A 21,999-nucleotide genomic window follows, 5' to 3' on the forward strand; every position below is an offset into this window, starting at 1 on the left:
TCAATAAATACGCAATTTGGTTTATATTGAAGCTAATTTTCGTGCTATTTAGCCATTTTAAGTGGTTTTATCGTTTTTTGACGAGTTGCTAACCAGCAAATTAAAGAGCCACCAGTCACCATCATTACGCCTTGCCAAAATGAGAAAAAGAGTGCGGTAGACAATAATATTGATGAGAATGCAGTAGAAATAACGGGAGTAAAATAAGAGAGTGTGGCTAATAAGGTCACATTTCCTCTGATCATGCCGATTGTCCAAGCCGCATTTGCAAGCCCAATAGCCGCACCCGTTATTAATAGTAGCGTGATACTTTTTGTATTCACGATCCACTCTACTGGTGCTGAAAATAGGTATTGCCCCCACAATGCAAGTGATGTTAATAAAAAGAAAGGTACAATGCCGTTATTCCCGCCAGACATAAGGCGAGTTAAATTGCTATAAAACGCCCATAGAATGGCACCTGAAAACGCCAATATATAGCTTAATGGATTGCTTTGAATATTCTTCCATAAACCGTCAATTGTCAGCGGATTATCGCCACTCACAACCCAGACTAATCCACTAAATGCACATAATAATCCGACAATCAGTAAAATAGAGAATCGCTGCTTATTAAGTATTACGGCAAGCGCTAGTGTAAAACTAGGCCATAAATAATTCACCATTCCTAGCTCTATGGCTTGTGTTCTGTCTGTTGCAAATCCCAAAGCTAAAGATAAACAGACTTCATAAGTAACAAATAATAACCCTCCCCAGAAAAGATAGCGTTTAGGAAAGCGTGATAACTTAGGTACACCTAAAATCAAAATAAGAAAGAGTGTACCTGTGGTATAAATCAGTGCGGCACCCCCTACAGCACCAAAATACTCACTAATATTACGAATTAAGCCAACAATGGTGCTCCAAAGTAGAATGGCAACAATGCCATATAATGTCCCTTTTGATGAGCTAGATATCATTTTTTTGCCTTCGGGTTCAAGATCCTGTCATTAAAGCCGATATTAAAACAGAATCAATGTAATTGCTTTAATTACTATCATGCAAAAAATGAAAAACGAATAGGCAAAAATAAAAATGAAATCTTGAGTAATGAAACATTTTGTTACAATTTATATTAAAAATAAAATATATTGATCCACTCCCCTTGGTTGTAAAAAAAGAGAGAAGAATTATGAATCGCAAAATTATGACATCTAATTTCAAAAAAAAATGAATTAATATTACTTCTATTTTTTTTATAAAAAACAAATTTAAATCTTTTATTTCTGTAAAAAAACATTCTATTTCGTTTCTTTTCCCCTCAATACGTGTAAATTTTTGTTTCACCATGTGAATATTTTTATCATAAAATATATATTATGAAACATAATGTTATACGTATAAACACCTCATCCATTTTGGATGATCATTATTTGACCGCAAAAAACACAATAAATATCAATCAGATAAATTCAAAATTAACATACATTATATAAACTTATGTATTTTTCTATTTGTTAACATTAATTTTCACCTATAGTTAACAGATTATCAGTAGTTTTTAACTATCAAATCCCTCAAAAATGATCGTTTTAAACGATTTCTATAATTTTTCTAGCCCATCTATAATTTTCGTAAATTTGACTTAAGTGCAATATGCATTTTATTCCTGTTTAATTAAATTTTGATCTATCTACTCTTATTTTAATAAGTGTATTAATAATTCTATTTACGCTTCTCAAACCTATTTTAATCACTGTTTCTTCATTTATATAGAAATGATAAGCAGAGTTAAATATAGCTTATTTTATTAAGCTAAAAACAAAGATATATATTGAAAATATAGGAACAATGAATGAAAAAGTTATTATTATCTGCAATTATTACTTCAACAATGGCAGTCATGGCTGCACCTGCACTAGCAGCAACTACCACCACTGTAAATGGCGGTTCTGTTAACTTCGAAGGTTCTGTTGTTAATGCAGCTTGTGGTGTTGATAGTAGCTCATCAAACCAAACTGTTCGCTTAGGTCAATTCCGTGTTGCTGAATTTGCAGCGAAAGGTGATGAAACAGGCCGTATTCCTTTTAGTATCAAATTAAATAATTGTGATACTACAGTATCAACTAATGCTGCAATTACCTTCAACGGTACGGCTTCTAGTGGTGATGCAAATGCGTTTGCATTACAAGGTGCTGATGCGGCAGAAAATATTGCCTTAAAAATCACTGATTCTACTAGTGCAATTGTTGCGCCAAACCAAGCTTCTACAACTCAAAAACTAATTGATGGTGAAAACCAATTAAATTATAACGCCTCCCTTATTTCGACTGAAGATGCGGTTAAGGCAGGTAGCGCAAACGTTACCACAAACTTTATGGTGACTTACTCTTAATTGCTTTATGACTTTTGATTGATGTCTTATTGCCAAGGACGGCATATTTTTCTATCAAAATATTATTGCGATATCTTCATTACTTGATAATTTTTATTATGAAAAAGACACTTATTTTCCTTATTACGTTTTTATTTCCGTTATTTTCTTATTCTAATGGCGTTTCATTAGGTGCAACACGTATTGTTTATAATTCCAATATTAAACAAACGAATCTTGTAGTAACGAACTCAGATAAAGAAAATAGTTTTTTAATTCAATCTTGGGTTTCAGATATCGAAGGAAATAAAACAGCTGACTTTATTGTTACACCTCCTTTATATATTCTTGATGCTAATAAAGAAAATGCATTAAGAATTATGTATGTCGGTAAATCATTACCAAAAGATAAAGAAAGTTTATTTTGGATGAATGTAAAAGTTATACCTTCATTACAAGAAGGGCTTGATAAAGAAAATACCATGCAAATTGCAATACAAAGTCGAATTAAATTATTTTATCGCCCAAGTATTTTACCAGCTTATAGTGAAAAATTTGCTAATGAAATTAAGTTTTCTTATCAAAATGGTGAGCTTATTGCTACTAATCCAACACCTTATTATATTACGATGGTGAATCTAGCCGCGGCTGGTAGTCAACTTCCATCAAGTATCATGCTCAATCCTTTATCCCAATTAACATTGGGAAAAATAAATAAAAATGAAAATACAATTTCATTCCAAACAATTAATGATTACGGCGCACAGACCCCAGTATTAAAAAAAGAAATTACTCATTAATAATTACATCTGCTTTTAGCTTGTTGGTTAAAAATCATGGTTAATAAAAATACAGTTTGTTTTCTTTTTTCTGGCATCATCACGATTTCATTAATATTGCCATTTCCTTCATATAGTGCAAACCGATTTAATCCTGCATTTTTATCTGATTCACCTGAAGCAGTCACTGATTTAAGCTATTTTGAAGCAGGAAACAGTATTAAACCCGGTGATTACCCTCTGGATATTATTTTTAATAATGAATATCTACGAAATGAAAGCATTCATTTTATTAGCAATAATAAAAATGTGATCCCTTGTTTAAATAAAGCTTTTTTACAGTCACTAGGGATTAACATTAAGTTAATTACTGATTTTGATTTAAAATCAGAAAAAGAATGTATTGATATTTCGAATTCTATTCCTGATACCAGCGTTAATTATGATATTGAAAAACAAGCATTAAAAATTCAAGTACCTCAAGCCGCATTAAATCTCCAAGCACGAGGTTATATTCCACCGGAAAAATGGGATAACGGAATTACCGCAGGTTTATTAAATTACAGTTTTAGTGGTGCCAATAACTGGGGAAATTCTCATAATAATAGCTATTACCTTAATCTACGTAGCGGGATCAATATTGGCGCTTGGCGATTGAGAGATTATTCCACATGGAATTCATCAAATGGAAAGCATCAATGGGATCACATCAATACCTATCTTCAACGAAATATTGTGTCATTAAGAAGTCAGTTAAAAGTTGGCGATAGTTATACCTCATCAACATTATTCGACAGCGTTAATTTCCGAGGTGTTTCTTTAGAAAGTGATGACACCATGTTGCCAGATAGCCAACGAGGATTTGCACCCGTTGTAAGAGGTATTGCAAGTGGCAATGCCAAAGTTGTTATTCGACAAAATGGCTATGTTATTTATCAGACTTTTGTCTCTCCTGGTGCATTTGAAATTCGCGATCTTTATCCCACTTCAAATAGTGGTGATTTATATGTCTCGGTTGAAGAGAACGATGGAAGTAAGCACGACTATATTGTGCCTTATTCTGCTGTGCCTATTTTACAACGAGAAGGTCAAAAAAAGTTTGTTATTCAAGCGGGTGAAGTTCGCCAAGATAACCAAAATAAAAAGCCTCGCTTTATCCAAGGTCATCTTATTTATGGTCTGCCTTATGACAGCACCGCTTACGGTGGTGCATTAATTACCTCTGATTATCAATCTTATGCACTAGGTGTAGGTCGGAATATGGGAACTTTAGGTGCATTCTCAACGGATATCACCTTTGCCCATAGTAAATTACCTGATAATTCGACTTCTGAAGGGTATTCCCTGCGCTTTCTCTATGCCAAATCATTAAACCAATTTGGAACAAATTTTCAATTATTAGGATATCGCTATTCCACTTCGGGTTTTTATACGCTAGATGAAACACTTAATACTCGAATGTCAGGCTATCTCTATGAAAATAATAAAGAAGAACCATTACGCTATTTTAATTTATACAATAGAAAAAAAGGCAGTCTTCAAGTGAATTTATCACAGCAACTTGGAGATTATGGTTCTGTTTTTATGACAACCAATTGGCAAAATTATTGGGAAACTAATGAAAAAAATGTTCTGTTTCAAGCTGGTTATAACGGCAATGTAAAAGGCCTCTCTTACAATATTATTTATGGATACAACCGCATGATGAATAGCGGTCAGCGCGATCAAACGCTCTCTTTGGGTATTTCGATTCCATTGCAATTATTAATGCCTTCAAGCTATCAATCCGTAAATAGCGCTTATCTCACTTATAACTATAGTCATACTGATAATGGTTATTCAGCACATAATGCCGGTGTAGCAGGCACATTATTTGAAGATAACACGCTCAATTACAGTGTTCAGCAAGGATATAGCAACCAAGGCGGAAGTTATACGGGTAACGCGGCATTAGGCTATCAAAGTTGCTATGGCAACCTTAACGTGGGCTATAACTATAATAAAGAGGCTCAACAACTGAATTATAGCGTTGCTGGAGGGATGTTACTTCACAGCGAAGGTTTAACATTAAGCCAGCCTTTAAGCTCAAATGCCATTCTCGTTGATGCTCGCAAAACCGCAGATGTTCCTATCGATAATGCAACAGGTATTTATACCGACTGGCGTGGATTTGCCGTTATTCCTTACGCAACCGCTTATCGCCAAAATAAAGTCGCGCTTGATACCACAGCACTTCCTGATAATGTCGAAATTGAACAGAATATTCAGCAAGTTATTCCGACCCAAGGCGCTGTTATCAAAGTCAATTTTGATGCTAAAACAGGATATCGTCTACTCCTAACACTGCAACGACAAGGGCGCCCACTTCCTTTTGGTGCCATAGCATCTGACAAGCAAAATCATCTCTCTGGCATTATTGGCGATGATGGCTTGCTTTACCTTTCTGGTGTACCTGAATCAGGTGTATTAGATATTCGTTGGGGAAATCGTGCGTCTGAGCAGTGCCAAGTAAATTATAAATTACCAGAAAATCAACATGATGAACCTTTTGTAAAAATGACACAGGAGTGCCAATAATGCATAAACTCACGCTTATTTTGGCTCTATCACTCCTTTTTATGACTAAAGGATATGCCTATGACACCTTAGTGCAAATTCATGCACGAGTGACAGGCAACACCTGTACCGTTGAGACAAACTCAGAAAATATTACAGTGAAACTTGGCGACATTGCGACGAAAGACTTTACATCAACGGCGATGAGCCAACAACGAACACCTGTTATTCCTTTTAGTATTAAATTAGTGGACTGTCAGCCAGAGGCTAGTGCGGTGAAAGTCAGTTTTAACGGTACGGGTGATCTCTCTGATAATACATTACTGGCGATTAATGATAATGGCGCAAAAGGTGTCGCTATTTCAATTATGGATAAAAATAGAACATCAATCGCAGTTAATGATAAAAGCCAATCTTATCCCCTGTTACCTAATCAAGATAATACCCTGCAATTTTACGCTCGCTATGTCGCCACTCAGGTACCAGTCAGTGCAGGACAAGCCAATGCAACCACCACATTTTTATTGGAGTACCAATAATGAAACGTATTTTATTCCCCCTTACATTACTGGTTTCCCTTGTTTTTCTTCCCACAGAAATGGCATGGGCGGTGGCAGATCCTCTTGTAGTTTCACCGCCTCCAATGAATTTTGATGGCGCTGCGGATGGCACACCCGCAGGCACTCCCATTACCTCAACATGGATAGGTGAAACTTCCGTTCATAATGGCTTTAAATGTGAAAATAAGTTCTTACAAAAATGTTGGGTAGAAACACTGTATGCCAATGCGTTAGGCTCAAAAATTAGTGGTATTTACTATTACGAAGGGGGAAATCGTTATCCAGTTTATTCACTGCCTGGAGTCAAAGGCATTGGCTATGCTTTCGGCCTAAAAGATAACAATGACAGTGTTTCTTATGTACCAATTGATGTTAATAATGGTTCTGGTGCAACCATCATTTATCCAGCAGCAGGCTCTACTGTTAACCATAATGTTGACCGCGTTTCGTTAAAAGGCAAAGTGGTGTTTGTTGTCACAGATGAACACTTAGAAACGGGTATTTATAATATTCCTTATACCGTTATCGCCAATACTTGGTCTGAATATGGTGGTGCACATAAAGGTAATAACACCTCTCTCGTTGCTATTAATCCAGTGACAATCACCATTAAAGCCAGAGGTTGTACGATCAATACGAAAAATCTCACCTATGAATTAGGCGATATCTCAATGCGAGATATGGCAACCATTGGTTCAACGTCAAAAACACAAAGTAAGCCCATTTCTGTCACTTGTGATACCAACGTTCACCTATATGCCAGCATGACCGATCAATCTACCTATTCTAATAATACAGATGTACTCACACTAACATCAGACTCTGATGCTTCGGGTATTGGGATACAGTTTCTTTTTAATGATAATCCAACCCCCGTCGTTTATGGGCCTGATATCAGCGCGACTGGACAACCTAATCAACGTTTACTTCATATAACAACTTCTAATAACGAAAACTACACATTAAACCTGTCAACTCGCTATATCACGACTGGAACACTAAAACCTGGTAAAGCAAACGGGTTAGCCAGTCTGACTTTTTCTTATCAATAATGATTTGAATTTTTAAGGCTGATTAAATGATTGATAACAGCAAAACCATTAATTTTCGTATAGGGCAACGAATACGTCATTTACGAAAGAAATTAAAATACTCAGGAACCCTTTTTGCTCAAGAGTTAGGAATAAGCCAACAACAACTTTCTCGTTATGAACGGGGAACAAATAGGATAAGTATTGAATTTATTTATCTGATTTCTGAAAAATTTGATGTTCATATTAGTTATTTTCTACAGAGCAATTATTTAATTAATATTGAACAACAACGCAAAACGCAAGAAAAAAACAGTCGACTTGTTGCTGAATGTTGTATAAAAAAATAATACAAGTCACGCTTATTTTCTTTAATTATCTTTGGCTTACACAACCTCTCTCATTTATTTTTATTATTAACTTAATGGAAACCTTATGCCTTTTTCGACATAAAAAAAGCCACCTTTATAAAGGTGGCTTTTTAGCAAATAAGATGCGATTAGCGTCCCGCTTTTAATTTTTGATAATAGCTTTCATACAACACTGTCGCATCACCCACATCATTTTGCCATTCGCCTTTATTGATAATCTCTTCTGTTGGATAAAGAGAATTATCTTTAGTGATCACATTTGGCAGTAGCTTTTGTGCGGCGAGATTAGGTGTTGGGTAACCAATGTTTTCAGCCACTTTTGCTGCAATTTCAGGGCGTAATAAGAAGTCGATAAGTTTATGAGCACCTTCGACATTTTTGGCATTAGCAGGAATAGCTAAGCTATCCATCCAGAAAATACCCCCCTCTTTTGGCCACACCATTTCAATAGGTGCACCAGCTTCGCGAGCAATAAATGCAGAGCCATTCCAAATCATCCCTAAATTGACTTCCCCTTGCATATAAGGGTTAGCAGGATTATCTGAATTAAAGGCCAATACGTTTGGCATCAGCTTTTGTAGCTCTTTATAGGCTTCTTCAATCTCTTTAGGATCGGTTGTATTCCCCGAATAGCCTAATTTTAATAATGCCATTTGGAAAACTTCACGGGCATCATCGGTTAATAACAGGCTATCTTTATATTCAGGTTTCCATAAATCTGCCCATGAAGTAATGCTACTCACATCAACTTCATCGCTATTAATACCAATAGCGGTCGCACCCCAAATGTAAGGAATGGAGTAATCGTTTTCTGGATCAAATGATTTATGTAAGAGGCTAGGATCGAGATTATCAAAATTGGTTAATTTTGATTTATCGATTTTTTGTAGCATACCTTCATGACTCATTTTAGAAATAAAATAAGTAGAAGGAACCACCAAGTCATAAGCACCTTCTTTATAGGTCTTTAACTTGGTATACATGCTTTCATTGGATTCATAGGTGGAATAAATCACCTTAATCCCAGTTTCTTTCGTAAACTGTTCAAGCAGACCAGGCGGCACATACTCCGTCCAGTTGTAGAAATATAATGTCTTACCATCATCAGCCGATGCTGTGCCGATACTTAATGCCATTACGCTGGCAGCAAGTACTGAGGACCACTTTTTCATTTATGTTTCCTTCAGTGGTTGATGCGTTAATATCAAATAGGCAGCGAGCCTACCTCCAACAGATTGGTCTTCAAGACCCCAAAAAGTACGAGAAACTCGCACTAATGCATGTTTACGCTTTGCCAGTTCTGTCTCTTAAAATCAACTGACTAATTAATACTAATACTAAAGATAGACCTAAAAGGATGGTTGCAAGCGCATTCACTTCTGGCGAAACGCCCACTTTTACCATTGAGTAAATTTTCAGTGGTAAAATTTCATAGCTTGGCCCTGTCACAAAAGAGGAAACGACAACGTCATCCATAGATAACGTAAAGCTTAATAACCAACCTGAAGCTACTGCTGGCATTGCCAGAGGCATAATGATTTTACGTAAAATAGTAAATTCACCTGCCCCTAAATCTTTAGCAGCTTCCAGCATTTTTACATCAAACCCACTTAATCGTGAATACACAGTCACCACAACAAAAGGCAGGCAAAATGTAATATGTGAAAATAGAAGCGACCAAAATCCTAATGAAACACCTAGGATCATAAACAGTACAAGTAACGAAATCGCCATCACAATATCCGGCGACATCATGACAACAAACAACATACCACCGACAAATTTTTTGCCACGAAAACGGTAGCGATAAAGTGCAACCGCCGCTAATGAGCCGATTAATGTGGCGAATGTCGCAGAGGTGACCGCCATTGTTAATGAATGTCCTGCCGCTTGAAGCAGACTGTCATTATTAAATAAAATGGCGTACCAATCTGTGGTAAAGCCTTTCCAGTTGATCCCGAAACGTGATGAGTTAAAAGAGTTAACTATCAGAATGATGATCGGGATATAAAGATACGCGTAAATAATGGACATAAATCCACCACGCAATAACCGTCCTATCATTCTATTTCTACCTTCTTATGCAGTAGCTTCACGGCTCGGTAATACACAAACAGCATTAATCCCATCACCAATGTTAAACAAATACTTGTGGCTGCACCGAAAGGCCAGTCACGAATATTTAAGAATTGGCTCTTAATTACGTTACCAATTAATAAGTTTTTCGCGCCACCCATTAAATCAGCAACAAAGAATAAGCCCATCGCAGGTAACATCACGAGTAAACAACCCGCAATAATGCCCGGCATTGTTAATGGAATAATAATACGAATAAAGGTTTGAAATTTATTAGCACCTAAATCGCGCGCTGCTTCTAAACAAGGTTTATCTAACTTTTCAATGCTGGAATATAACGGTAATACCATGAAAGGTAATAAAATATAAACCAGCCCCAGCACAACGGCTTCTGGGGTATAAATAATTCTGAGTGGCTTATCAATAAGTCCAATCCACAACAGGAATTCGTTAAAATAACCTTTCGTACTTAGGAATATTTTTAATCCATAAATACGAATAAGCGAGTTTGTCCAAAAAGGTACAATCAATAAAAACAACATTAATGGCTGTATTTTCTTAGGCATTTTTGCGAGGAAATAAGCAAAAGGATAACCTAATAATAAACAAGCTAATGTTGCGACTACCGCCATATTAATAGAATGCAGTAACACTTCTGCATACATCGGATCAAATAAGCGATAGTAGTTATCGAGTGTAAAGACCATCTCGACAAGGTTGGCATCATTACGCGTTAAAAAACTGGTCGCAATGATCATGATATTCGGCAAGAAGACGAACAGCATCAACCAACCCACAACACCAGTAATAACGATGTTTTGAAATAGTTTACGTGTTTTCTTCATCTGCCAGTACGACCTCCCAGCTTTCAACCCAAGTTACTGCAATTTTTTGGTCTAACGAGTGATCAACATCTGGATCATCTTCATTAAAGAATTCACTGACCATCACCACCTTGCCATTTTCCATTTCAACAACAGAATCTAGCGTCATGCCTTTATAGTTACGTTCACGAACATAACCAATTAGCCCAGGAAGGTTTTCAAGATCGTGAATTTCTTCAACACGGAGATCTTCAGGTCGAAGTAATACTTTGAGTTGCTGATTTTGTGTCACCGGTAATGTGGTATAAATATCACATTCATGACCTTCAACATCAGCACGAATACGTGTTTCATCAATACGATGGAGCACACGCGCATCAAAGATATTAATTTCACCTATAAATTGCGCAACAAACAGATTTGTTGGCTCTTCATAAATTTCACGCGGAGTACCATCTTGCTCAATACGCCCTTCACGCATCACCACGATCCGGTCTGACATGGTCAGCGCCTCTTCTTGGTCATGAGTCACGAAAATAAAGGTGATCCCTAATTTACGTTGTAAGGCTTTTAATTCATTTTGCATCTGCTTACGTAATTTGTAATCCAGTGCAGATAATGATTCATCAAGCAATAAGACCTTTGGTTTATTCACAACAGCGCGCGCAATCGCAACACGTTGTTGTTGTCCACCAGAAAGGTGTGCTGGGCGACGTTGTGCGAAATCTTCAAGTTGCACCATACGCAATGCTTCTTCAACGCGAATATTAATCTCATCAGCAGGTGTTTTCTGCATGCGAAGACCAAATGCGACGTTTTCAAAAACAGTCATATGTGGGAAAAGCGCGTAACTTTGAAAAACCGTATTTACAAAACGTTGTTCCGCTGGGATATCCGTAATATCTTGTCCATCAAGGATAATTTGCCCATCGTCAACGTCTTCTAAACCCGCAATTAAACGCAAAACCGTCGTCTTACCACAGCCCGAAGGACCGAGGATGGTTAAAAACTCGCCATGGTTGATAGTGAGATCGAGGCGGGAAATAATTTGTTTTCCGTCGAAACCTTTACTTAAGGATTTTAATTCGACAACTGGTGTCAGAGATGTTTTCTCAGTCATTTAAGGTAATACTCTATCCCGAAGAATAATGCAGATAGAACCGCCACTGGAAAAGACTGTGTGAGCTGCCGGAGCATTATGCTCCACAGAAGCCCAAAACCAGCGACGCCGTATGTATAGTACAAGCGGAAAATGATAAACGCAGTGACGTGAAATTGAAAGCAAAAAGGTGCATAAACAATGAAAAACTATTCATATTTAAGTTTTTCATCATAAACCATGCCCTTTAGGGTTTAGGCTAAAAACACAATAAAATCATAATGCTATTAATTTATATAAATCGTAAAAATCGATTAAGTTTATAATTAAATAAATTTTCTCTTAGAAGTTGTCTAATCGCCTTATTTTCCTATAAAAACTTATTAGCTCGTTTATTTGCAACGCAATTTTATGGTCGTTGTTTATACAAGAAAAGTTTATTAAATTACACTTCTTTTTATATTCTCATCTTATTATGATGATAAAAACTTTATATATCATATAGATGAAATTTAAATAACACCTCCTAATATTTAGGAGGTGTTAAGGGAATTAATACTATTGTGCTTAATGACGTTTTATTAATTTTTTTAAATACAAAATTGCGTTATTCGCATTCGGTAAAGGACCAATTTTGTCATTTAACAGTGGAAAAGTGCCTGTTCTAATTAATAAGTCACGCATTTGTATCGGCGTTAACACACTGTTTGTACGGTCTTTATACCAAGATTGGATCACAGCAGCGGCTCCCGCAACTAAAGCACTGGCTGACGATGTTCCACTAAAATTAGCGGTATAAGTATGGTTATCATCACTTCGAAACAGATCACCATAACCCGCTGTTGCAACATCCTCTCCCCACGCTTGTACATGAATAGGTGAACCATGCGTTGAGAAAGGTAATCGATTTAATGTATAAGGCGAACCTGCACCAACACGTATTGAGTTATTATCATGGCGTTGTCGGTAACTTTCATAAGCAGGTAAATCCAGATCTACGCCCCCATTACCTGCTGCCATAATCACAATGATCCCAGCATCTGTTAATGCGCGAGTCGCTTCCCAAATATGCATTTCATAATCCGCAGGTACATAAGCTTGATGTTCACAAATTGTCTGCATTTCATATAAAACAATATCACCAGCATGTAATATGCGTTTACTCGCAATAATCGCATCAATACGCCCACAAGTTAATTCAGAGATGGCATAAAACATATCTAATTTATAAGCGAGTCCAGTGATCCCTTTACCATCATTTTTTCCCATTATTAATCCCGCAACCGCTGTACCATGATCTGCCTGACTGGTTTTTTCATTAAATGGTAATAACGACGTAATATTATCCGTTGATAAATCATGATGAGAAAGATTGAAATCCCACTCAATATCAGCGACTTGTATTCCTTGCCCATATGCTTCTTGCTTCCATGCCTCACAAATTCCTAACCCTTTAATTTTATTAATATTCACTGTTTTTTCTGGCGTATTTAAGTATTGCTGATATTGAGTAAAATCAGGCGTAATATTAGGAGGTTCAATAGGTTGTATCGGTACCGTTTGTACATATTCAATATCAGGGTGTTGTTGTAATATTTTAATCACTTCATCTAAAGAATAATGATTATTCTCTGGTAAATTAAGGTAATAATATTTATTTAGATCATTAAAGTTTATTGAAATAGAATCAATATAATTTTTGGGTGGTAATTGATGAACAGATGATATTATCGGAACTAAAGGCATATTAGTTAAAAGGGAATGATGCATTTCATGGGAAGTAGAAAATGACAGTTTTTTATTATCATAATCAAGATTATTTAATTTTATAAGGATCTTTCTTTTAATGTTCATATTCAATGCTCCTCTTTTTATTTTTTCGCTTTATAGCGTAAAACCTTGAGCAGTGACTATTTCCATTTTTAATAGAGATAATATAAATAGGCTATTTTATAAAAATAAATATCAAGCCTATGTTCTAAAAAATAGACTTAATATTATTTGAATGATGTTCATTAACTAAAATCAATATATAGGCGTAGCTTTCCACAACAATCACATATAACGGTATCATCTGTGATAAAAGCTCCTGTTTTTATCGGTTCAGGATGATATTTAATTTAAAATAAGGCAATGCTCTTTTTTCTGTTGGCATATAAGTTCCTATTTTGCTGTTTCTGACGACTCTTCTTGAGTTCATTAAAACAATTCTAACATCAGATCCACCATGCGTTAGTTATTCTCTATGCTATAATGCGCCCTCATTTTCTACCCTCACAAAAAAATAAGGGTAGCAACGCCTAAATAGACGAAAGAATTACAGCATGTCAGAAAATACAGAACTCAATAAACCAACAGAAAATCATCATGTTAATAGCCATTCAAATACATATAATTTGAACCGTTTCTCTGTTGCGCCGATGCTCGATTGGACTGATCGTCATTGTCGTTATTTCTTTCGTCAGCTCAGTAAAAATACACTGCTTTATACTGAAATGGTCACAACTGGTGCCATCATTCACGGTAAAGGCGACTATCTAAAATACAGTGAAGAAGAACATCCAGTCTCTTTGCAGTTAGGCGGAAGCGATCCTCAAGCTTTAGCGCAATGTGCAAAATTGGCACAAGAGCGTGGCTATGATGAAATCAATTTAAATGTGGGCTGCCCTTCAGATCGCGTACAAAATGGGCGCTTTGGTGCTTGTTTAATGGGAGATGCACAACTCGTTGCAGATTGTGTGAAAGCCATGCGTGATGTCGTTGATATTCCTGTGACGGTAAAAACTCGCATTGGTATTGACGAGCTAGATAGCTACGAATTTCTATGTGATTTTATTGATACTGTTAGCCGTGATAATAACTGCGATACCTTTATTATTCATGCCCGTAAAGCATGGTTATCGGGTTTAAGTCCAAAAGAGAACCGTGAAGTTCCACCTTTAGATTATCCTCGTGTTTATCAATTAAAACGCGATTTCTCGCATCTCACTATGGCAATTAACGGTGGTATTAAGTCACTAGAAGAAGCCAAAGAGCACTTAAAATATATGGATGGCGTTATGGTAGGTCGTGAGGCTTATCAAAACCCGTCAATTCTAACGCATGTTGATCATGAGCTTTTTGACAACCAGCTACCTATTGTCGATGCAGTCACTGCGGTAAGAGCAATGTATCCTTATATTGAGAAAGAGCTCTCACAAGGTACTTATTTAGGTCATGTTACACGTCATATGTTGGGGATTTTCCAAGGTATTCCAGGTGCTAGACAATGGCGACGTCATTTAAGTGAAAATGCCCATAAACAGGGCGCTGATTTATCTGTTTTAGAAAATGCACTTAAATTTGTAACTGAAAAATAACGATATTAAAAATAAAACCAGCCACATTGGGCTGGTTTTACTTTCATTAAAGTAATGAGAAGAAGCGATTATAGTTTGCAACTAAATAAGCAATTTGAAATTCAAATGCTTCTTTAACTTCACGTTTACCTTCTTCTGTTCCTTCTTTCTTTTTAATATCAAAAAAAGCATTTTGCATTAATTGAACTGATACATCCATTGATTTTTGGAATGCAGATAAATTATTATTTTCACCAAGGCGTTTAAATAATTCTTCTGTTTTTTCATCTGCGACATCACGAATAAATTGTAATTCAACATTACTGACTTTATTATCTTCATAAATAAAATCAATAAAATCCTTTAATTCATCTTTTTGCATAAACACTCCATATTCTATTAATAAAAATCACGAAAACGTAAATTAAAAGAGATAGAGTTAAAAATAAATCTAAAATAAAAATAAGGCTTTTTTTGATAATCAAACTTGAAATTATTTATATTTATTAATAATAAATATTCAAAACCTATTTAATTTATTTTAAATAGGTTTTAGTTTTTACAAATAATAATTAAGGAATAAGTAAACTTGATCCTTGAGATTGTCTACTTTCAAGATAACGATGAGCATCTTTCGCATCTGCTAAAGCAAATTTCTGATTATCTGGCACACTTACATCAATTTTACTGCTACCAATTAATGCAAATAGCGCTTCACTTGCAGCATCTAGCTCTTCACGCGTTGTGATATAACCCGAAATAGATGGGCGCGTCACATATAGAGAACCTTTTTTATTAAGAATACCTAAATCGACACCTGTTACGGCACCTGATGCATTACCAAAACTCACCATTAAGCCACGGCGTTGCAAGCAGTCTAACGAATCTAACCACGTTGCTTTACCAACAGAGTCATAAACAACAGGCACTTTTTGGTTATTAGTTAGCGCCAAGACACGTTCCACAATCGACTCAGTCTGGTAATTAATCACTTCCCATGCACCTGCGGCTTTTGCTTTGGCAACTTTTTCATCGCTACCTGCTGTACCAATCATTTTTGCACCAATGGCCTTAGCCCATTGGCTGGCAATTAAACCAACGCCACCAGCAGCTGCGTGGAATAAGAAGGTTTCGCCCGCTTGTAATTTATAAGTTTCATTGAAGAGATAATAAACTGTTAATCCTTTTAAGAAAGAAGCTGCGGCTTGTTCAAAAGAGATATTATCAGGCAGACGTGCTACTTTATTTTCTGGTACATTATGCGTATCGCTATAAGCCCCTAGCGGAGATTGCGCATACACAACTCTGTCCCCTTCTTTTAGTGAAGTCACTTTAGCGCCTGTTTTGATAATAATGCCCGCAGCTTCAGTGCCTAATCCACTTGGGAATTGGCTTACAGGATATAATCCGCTACGTACATAAGTATCAATATAGTTAATACCAATTGCCTTATTGGCAACTTGAACTTCATGATCGCCAAGAGGAGCTGGTGTAAATGTTGCTAACTCAAGAATATCTGCATCGCCATGAGTTGCAAATTGAATACGATTAGCCATTACTATCTCCTTTGTAGGATGAGAGGTTAAATAAGCGAGCGCAAAAAGACCTTTGGAGATAATGACAAAGGATAGCTATTTCTACAAGGCACAGATAATTGGGTTAGCGTATACTAATACGCTGACTGATACTTTTTCGATTTTATGCAGGATTTATGGCCAGAAACAAGACCACTGACAAGCTGATGTCTGATATTAAAGACCGACAAATGGAGGGATTAAAGCTACCTCCCCATTCGCTGGAAGCAGAGCAGTCCGTGTTAGGCGGTCTGATGATAGATAATGAACGTTGGGATAATGTTTCTGAACGCGTTACCGCCGAAGATTTTTATAGCCGACCTCATCGTACTATTTTCTCGCAAATGCAACGTTTGTTGGAATTAGGCAAGCCTATCGACCTTATTACGCTATCCGAAGCATTAGAACAAAATGCGGAGTTAGACAGTGTAGGAGGTTTTGCTTATTTAGCCGAACTTTCAAAAAATACGCCAAGTGCGGCGAACATCAACGCTTATGCGGATATCGTCCGAGAGCGTGCGGTTGTTCGCGATATGATAAAAGTTGCCAACGAAATTGCAGATGCAGGTTTTGATCCTCAAGGACGCACCAGTGAAGATCTACTCGACTTTGCTGAATCAAGAGTGTTCCAAATTGCTGAAACAAGAGCCAATAAAGATGAAGGCCCTAAAGCAATAGACGCTATTTTAGAAGAGACGGTTGAAAAGATAGAACAGCTCTATCAAAAGCCTCATGATGGTGTCACAGGGGTTTCCAGTGGTTATCAAGATCTGGATAAAAAAACCGCAGGATTACAAAAGTCAGATTTAATTATTGTTGCTGCACGTCCTTCTATGGGTAAAACCACATTTGCCATGAACTTATGTGAAAATGCGGCAATGACGGAAGAAAAACCCGTACTTATCTTCAGTTTAGAGATGCCCGGCAACCAAATCATGATGCGTATGTTGGCATCATTATCTCGTGTCGATCAGACAAGAATTCGTACAGGGCAGCTTGATGATGAGGATTGGGCGCGCATTTCAAGCACCATGGGTATTTTGCTTGAAAAACGCAATATGTATATCGATGACTCATCGGGTTTAACACCAACAGAAGTTCGCTCTCGCGCTCGTCGTATTTATCGTGAACATGGCGGTTTAAGCCTTATCATGATTGACTACTTGCAGCTAATGAGAGTACCTTCATTATCTGAAAATAGAACATTAGAAATTGCTGAAATTTCTCGTTCTTTAAAAGCGTTAGCTAAAGAATTACAAGTTCCTGTGGTTGCTTTATCACAGTTAAACCGTAGTTTGGAACAACGTGCTGATAAACGCCCTGTTAACTCCGACTTACGTGAATCAGGCTCTATTGAGCAAGATGCTGACCTTATCATGTTTATTTATCGTGATGAGGTTTACCACGAAAGTAGTGATTTAAAAGGGGTTGCAGAAATCATCATCGGTAAACAACGTAACGGCCCAATTGGTACAGTAAGGCTGACCTTTAACGGTCAATGGTCACGTTTTGATAACTATGCTGGTCCTGCTTACGATGATGAATAATCACTAACCTTGACTTAATGAAAGGAAGTATTGGAATAATATGAAAGCGGCAACCGCAGTGATAGATCGCCGCGCTCTGCGTCACAATTTTCAGCATGTGAGAGACTATGCCCCACATAGCCACCTGATAGCTGTCGTGAAAGCAAACGCTTATGGTCATGGGTTATTAGAAACAGCATATACCTTAATGGACAATGCTGATTGTTTTGGTGTTGCGCGTATTGGTGAAGCATTAACCTTACGAAGTGGGGGAATTGTAAAACCCATTCTTCTGTTAGAGGGCTTTTTTGATGTCGCTGACCTACCTATTTTAGTCGTCAATCACATTGAAACGGTTGTTCATAGCCAAGAGCAATTAGAAGCATTAGAACAGGCAAACTTAGATGAACCGGTCAAAGTATGGATGAAAATTGATACGGGGATGCACCGTTTAGGAGTGCGGCCTGAAGATGCACAAGCCTTCTATTTACGACTTTCTGCCTGCAAAAATGTACAACAACCTGTCAATATTGTAAGCCATTTTAGTCGCGCTGATGAGCCAGATGTTCCTGAAGTAACACAAAAACAAATCTCACTATTTCAAGATTTTATTCAAGATAAAGCCGGTGATAAATCTATCGCCGCTTCTGCTGGTATTTTATTTTGGCCTCAAGTCCATTATCAGTGGGTTCGCCCCGGTATTATTACTTATGGTATCTCTCCTACTGGTGATGAAAGAACAGGTAAAGATTTTGGCTTAACTCCTGCAATGACACTGAAAACAAGCCTGATTGCCGTTCGTAAACATAAAGCGGGTGAGCCTGTTGGTTATGGTGGTACATGGATAAGTGAAAAAGACACTTATCTTGGTGTGATCGCGATTGGTTATGGCGATGGCTATCCTCGTAGCGCACCTTCAGGTACGCCTGTGTGGATCAATGGTCGAAAAGTACCTATTGTTGGTCGAGTCTCAATGGATATGATCAGCGTCGATTTGGGGACAGAACTGGTTGATAGTGTTGGTGATGAAGCAATTTTATGGGGAGATGTATTGCCCGTAGAAGAAATTGCCAAATATAGTGGTATTAGCGCCTATGAGTTGATTACGAAATTAACCTCGCGCGTCATCATGGAATACCTAGACGAACAATAATACAGACGATATTGTATCCCTATGACACACTAAAAGTGATTGGAGAAGAAGCCGTGTTTCAACAGGTTGAAGCGTTTCCGGGAGATCCGATTCTCTCATTGATGGATGTTTATAACAAAGACCCACGTCAGGATAAAATTAATTTAAGCATTGGTCTTTATTATGACGAAGAAGGCAAGACCCCTATTTTAGGAACAGTTTCTGTTGCGCGTCAGCAACTTAATGCCATGACCCCCACCGCAACACTTTATTTACCAATGGAAGGGCTGGCGCCTTATCGCAGCGAAATTCAAGATCTCCTTTTCGGTGCAGATAATCCTCTAATTGCAGAAAAGAAAATTGCCACAATCCAAACATTAGGTGGATCAGGCGCATTAAAAGTAGGTGCTGATTTTCTGCATCGCTATTTCCCAAGATCAGAAGTGTGGATAAGTGATCCGACTTGGGATAATCATGCTTCTATTTTTGCGGGCTCGGGTTTCAAGGTAAATTATTACCCATACTTTGATCCTGAAACCAAAGGCGTAAAATTTGAAGCTCTACTCGATTGCTTTAAAAAGCTGCCTGAAAAAAGCATCGTATTGATGCACCCATGTTGCCACAACCCAACAGGTTCTGATCTGACTAAAGATCAATGGGATCAAGTCACTGAAGTATTAAAAGCTCGCCAAGCAATTCCATTCTTAGATATTGCTTATCAAGGCTTTGCTGAAAATCTAGATGAAGATGCTTACGCTATTCGTACTATGGCAAAAGCAGGATTACCGATACTTATCAGTAACTCTTTTTCAAAAATATTTGGGATCTACGGTGAACGTGCTGGCGGCTTATCAATTGTGTGTGAAAATGCCACTGAATGCGAACATGTATTAGGTCAGTTGAAAGCAGGTGTACGTCGTATCTACTCAAGCCCTGCAAACTATGGTGCGCAAATTGTCAATAAAGTGCTATCAGACCAAGTTTTAACTGCACAATGGCAAAAAGAAGTCGCGCATATGCGTGATCGCATTAAAGAGATGCGCGTTACTTTAGTCGAAGCTTTAAAAGTTGCTCTGCCTGAAAAGAATTTTGATCATCTATTAACTCAACGCGGTATGTTCAGCTATACCGGCTTTACACAAGCGCAAGTTGATAGATTACGTGACGAATTTGGTATTTATCTTGTCGGTACTGGCCGTGTTTGTATGGCAGGTGTTAATACAAGTAATGTTCAGCGCATTGCGCAAGCCTTTGCGGCTGTGAGTATTTAATCTAATCAACGCAATTCCATGATAAAAAAATACCTGCCTATTTTTTATAAGCAGGTATTTCTTTTTACTGCATCACAACATCACTGTCGCTTTAGGTTTTCGCCTTTTATATATTGACAGCTTGCTTCTTTTCCCCAGCATTACGACGCGCTTTTTCTTCCATAATCTCAATGATTTGAATATCTGTATGTTGCATTGCACGACTGGCTAATGCACAGAGATTCGCTATTGAACTATCGACATCGTCACTGACAATACCATCAGTACCCGCAACACTTTGATTTTGCATCGCCATTAATACTGCTTTATAGGCACTCGCTGCACTACTTGATACTTTCATTGCACAGCTATTCGATGCACCATCACAGATAATGCCACTGATATCACCAATCATACTGTTGATAGACATACTGACAGTGGTGAAATCTTTTGTGAGTAACCATGCCATTCCTGCGGCTGCTCCCATTGAAGCGGTTGTTGCAGCACAAAGAGCGGAAAGTGGTGGAAAATGGCTATGAACATAAATTGCCATTAAGTGAGATAAAACCAATGCACGCAGTAAGGTTTCATCATCGGCTTTAATAAATTCAGCAACCACCATTACAGGCAATGTTGCGGCAATACCCTGATTACCTGAGCCTGAATTACTCATTGCAGGTAATACCGCCCCCCCCATACGAGCATCAGATGCAGCTGATGCTCTGATCATGATTTCATTAAGTAAGTCTTTACCTAACAAACCTTTCTCTTGTTGCAGAATTAAAGTACGACCAATGGCTAATCCATAGGTGTTTTGTAGTCCCTCTTCTGATAAAGCGCCATTTAAACGAGCAGCATTGAGCATAAACTCAATTTCACTCACTGGCACGTTAAGTGCGAAATTATAGATATCTTCAGCACAAACATCAGTAAAAGGTTTTTCATCAGTACATTCACAATTATTGGTAAGCGCTGATTTATCTTCCTCAAAAACAACGTTACCGTTACATTCACAACGAACAACATGTGTATGCTCCCTTGCGATACTGACGATGGCATAACCAGATTGGCTATACACTTTCGCTTCAGAGTAAAGAACATCTTCACAAGGTGCTTTTACACCCACTGTGACTTTACCTTGAGCAACCAGTGTTTTAGCTTGAGCAACTGCATCAGCGGATGCTTTTAACAAGACCTCCAACCCAGCCTCAGGATCTCCTCCTGTCGCACCTAATGCTGCTGCAATAGGTAGCCCAGCCATTCCCGTTCCCGGCACTGTTACGCCCATTCCGTTTTTCATCAAGTTTGGTGAAACCCAAGCTTCGACACGAACAACAGGCTCGCCTAAAAGCGCAGTTGCTTTCGCTGCTGCCAATGCCAATGAAATTGGCTCAGTACAACCTACTGCTGGCTTAACACCTTCACGTAACTGACGAACAAACTGTGACCATAAATGAGAATTTTTGTTCTGGCTCATAATCTAACACCTTGGATTAATTTAGTTTTTAAAAACAACGCCTAACTAGAACC

20 protein-coding genes are annotated in these 21,999 nt (G+C 37.6%); 10 read left to right on the top strand and 10 right to left on the bottom strand.

The features are described from left to right. Window positions 1–44: 44 nt before the first annotated feature. Window positions 45–959, bottom strand: coding sequence for an aromatic amino acid DMT transporter YddG (yddG, locus tag F1325_RS17025; RefSeq protein ID WP_160230753.1), 915 nt, complete (start codon window positions 957–959; stop codon window positions 45–47). Between the two features lie 875 nt (window positions 960–1,834). Between yddG and F1325_RS17030 the strand changes: the two genes are divergently transcribed. The 6 genes from F1325_RS17030 to F1325_RS17055 all read left to right on the top strand — a co-directional run bounded on the left by F1325_RS17030 (window position 1,835) and on the right by F1325_RS17055 (window position 7,629). Continuing rightward, entirely contained in the window at window positions 1,835–2,374 is a 540-nt protein-coding gene (locus F1325_RS17030; protein WP_109373220.1) for a fimbrial protein, read from the top strand. A 98-nt stretch (window positions 2,375–2,472) separates the two neighbouring features. Further along, a complete protein-coding gene (locus tag F1325_RS17035; protein ID WP_160230754.1) occupies window positions 2,473–3,153 on the top strand; it encodes a fimbrial biogenesis chaperone in 681 nt (226 codons plus the stop codon). Window positions 3,154–3,189: 36 nt separating this feature from the next. After that, window positions 3,190–5,709 carry a fimbria/pilus outer membrane usher protein gene (locus tag F1325_RS17040; RefSeq protein ID WP_160230755.1) on the top strand — a complete coding sequence of 840 codons (2,520 nt, stop codon included), beginning with the start codon at window positions 3,190–3,192 and terminating at the stop codon, window positions 5,707–5,709. Then, complete coding sequence (locus tag F1325_RS17045; RefSeq protein WP_109373217.1) at window positions 5,709–6,227, top strand: fimbrial protein; 519 nt, start codon at window positions 5,709–5,711, stop codon at window positions 6,225–6,227. Before F1325_RS17040 ends, F1325_RS17045 begins: the two co-directional genes overlap by 1 nt. Continuing rightward, complete coding sequence (locus tag F1325_RS17050) at window positions 6,227–7,300, top strand: fimbrial protein (protein ID WP_160230756.1); 1,074 nt, start codon at window positions 6,227–6,229, stop codon at window positions 7,298–7,300. The genes F1325_RS17045 and F1325_RS17050 overlap by 1 nt, the downstream gene beginning before the upstream one ends. A gap of 26 nt (window positions 7,301–7,326) precedes the next feature. Beyond that, the gene (locus F1325_RS17055) at window positions 7,327–7,629 is read left to right on the top strand and encodes a helix-turn-helix domain-containing protein (RefSeq protein WP_023583055.1); all 303 of its coding nucleotides are present in this window, start codon (window positions 7,327–7,329) and stop codon (window positions 7,627–7,629) included. Between the two features lie 149 nt (window positions 7,630–7,778). On the opposite strand, the gene potD is transcribed toward F1325_RS17055, so the two are convergent. The 6 genes from potD to F1325_RS19595 form a co-directional block, all read right to left on the bottom strand. Next, window positions 7,779–8,822, bottom strand: coding sequence for a spermidine/putrescine ABC transporter substrate-binding protein PotD (potD, locus tag F1325_RS17060; protein ID WP_109373215.1), 1,044 nt, complete (start codon window positions 8,820–8,822; stop codon window positions 7,779–7,781). A 112-nt stretch (window positions 8,823–8,934) separates the two neighbouring features. Then, on the bottom strand, window positions 8,935–9,714 hold the full coding sequence (gene potC / locus F1325_RS17065) for a spermidine/putrescine ABC transporter permease PotC (protein WP_036934543.1): 780 nt from the start codon (window positions 9,712–9,714) through the stop codon (window positions 8,935–8,937). After that, window positions 9,711–10,571: a spermidine/putrescine ABC transporter permease PotB gene (gene potB, locus F1325_RS17070; protein WP_109373214.1), complete on the bottom strand. Its 861-nt coding sequence runs from the start codon at window positions 10,569–10,571 to the stop codon at window positions 9,711–9,713. Before potB ends, potC begins: the two co-directional genes overlap by 4 nt. Then, window positions 10,555–11,670 carry a spermidine/putrescine ABC transporter ATP-binding protein PotA gene (potA, locus tag F1325_RS17075; protein WP_098941766.1) on the bottom strand — a complete coding sequence of 372 codons (1,116 nt, stop codon included), beginning with the start codon at window positions 11,668–11,670 and terminating at the stop codon, window positions 10,555–10,557. Before potA ends, potB begins: the two co-directional genes overlap by 17 nt. Before the next feature lie 546 nt (window positions 11,671–12,216). Continuing rightward, on the bottom strand, window positions 12,217–13,503 hold the full coding sequence (locus F1325_RS17080; RefSeq protein WP_109373213.1) for a S8 family peptidase: 1,287 nt from the start codon (window positions 13,501–13,503) through the stop codon (window positions 12,217–12,219). 161 nt (window positions 13,504–13,664) lie between these two features. Continuing rightward, on the bottom strand, window positions 13,665–13,769 hold the full coding sequence (locus tag F1325_RS19595) for a CbrC family protein (protein ID WP_109373310.1): 105 nt from the start codon (window positions 13,767–13,769) through the stop codon (window positions 13,665–13,667). A 204-nt stretch (window positions 13,770–13,973) separates the two neighbouring features. Between F1325_RS19595 and dusA the strand changes: the two genes are divergently transcribed. Next, the gene (gene dusA, locus F1325_RS17090; RefSeq protein WP_160230757.1) at window positions 13,974–15,008 is read left to right on the top strand and encodes a tRNA dihydrouridine(20/20a) synthase DusA; all 1,035 of its coding nucleotides are present in this window, start codon (window positions 13,974–13,976) and stop codon (window positions 15,006–15,008) included. Window positions 15,009–15,054: 46 nt separating this feature from the next. Here the strand turns inward: dusA and F1325_RS17095 are convergent, their stop codons facing one another. Then, window positions 15,055–15,369 (bottom strand): hypothetical protein, encoded by a 315-nt coding sequence (locus tag F1325_RS17095; protein ID WP_167514946.1) that lies wholly within the window; start codon window positions 15,367–15,369, stop codon window positions 15,055–15,057. A gap of 190 nt (window positions 15,370–15,559) precedes the next feature. After that, window positions 15,560–16,543, bottom strand: a complete 984-nt coding sequence (locus tag F1325_RS17100) for a quinone oxidoreductase (RefSeq protein ID WP_109373165.1) — start codon at window positions 16,541–16,543, stop codon at window positions 15,560–15,562. A gap of 155 nt (window positions 16,544–16,698) precedes the next feature. On the opposite strand from F1325_RS17100, the gene dnaB reads away from it, so the two are divergent. Genes dnaB through F1325_RS17115 form a run of 3 tightly spaced genes read left to right on the top strand, consistent with a single transcriptional unit; the run spans window position 16,699 to window position 20,490 of the window. Continuing rightward, the gene (gene dnaB, locus F1325_RS17105; RefSeq protein ID WP_023583065.1) at window positions 16,699–18,108 is read left to right on the top strand and encodes a replicative DNA helicase; all 1,410 of its coding nucleotides are present in this window, start codon (window positions 16,699–16,701) and stop codon (window positions 18,106–18,108) included. 40 nt (window positions 18,109–18,148) lie between these two features. Beyond that, a complete protein-coding gene (gene alr / locus F1325_RS17110) occupies window positions 18,149–19,240 on the top strand; it encodes an alanine racemase (protein ID WP_160230758.1) in 1,092 nt (363 codons plus the stop codon). Window positions 19,241–19,293: 53 nt separating this feature from the next. After that, window positions 19,294–20,490 carry an aromatic amino acid transaminase gene (locus F1325_RS17115; RefSeq protein ID WP_109373162.1) on the top strand — a complete coding sequence of 399 codons (1,197 nt, stop codon included), beginning with the start codon at window positions 19,294–19,296 and terminating at the stop codon, window positions 20,488–20,490. Window positions 20,491–20,596: 106 nt separating this feature from the next. Here the strand turns inward: F1325_RS17115 and F1325_RS17120 are convergent, their stop codons facing one another. Next, complete coding sequence (locus F1325_RS17120; protein ID WP_109373161.1) at window positions 20,597–21,946, bottom strand: serine dehydratase subunit alpha family protein; 1,350 nt, start codon at window positions 21,944–21,946, stop codon at window positions 20,597–20,599. Window positions 21,947–21,999: the final 53 nt, after the last annotated feature.

The organism is Proteus columbae (assembly GCF_009914335.1).
Taxonomy (GTDB): Bacteria; Pseudomonadota; Gammaproteobacteria; order Enterobacterales; family Enterobacteriaceae; genus Proteus.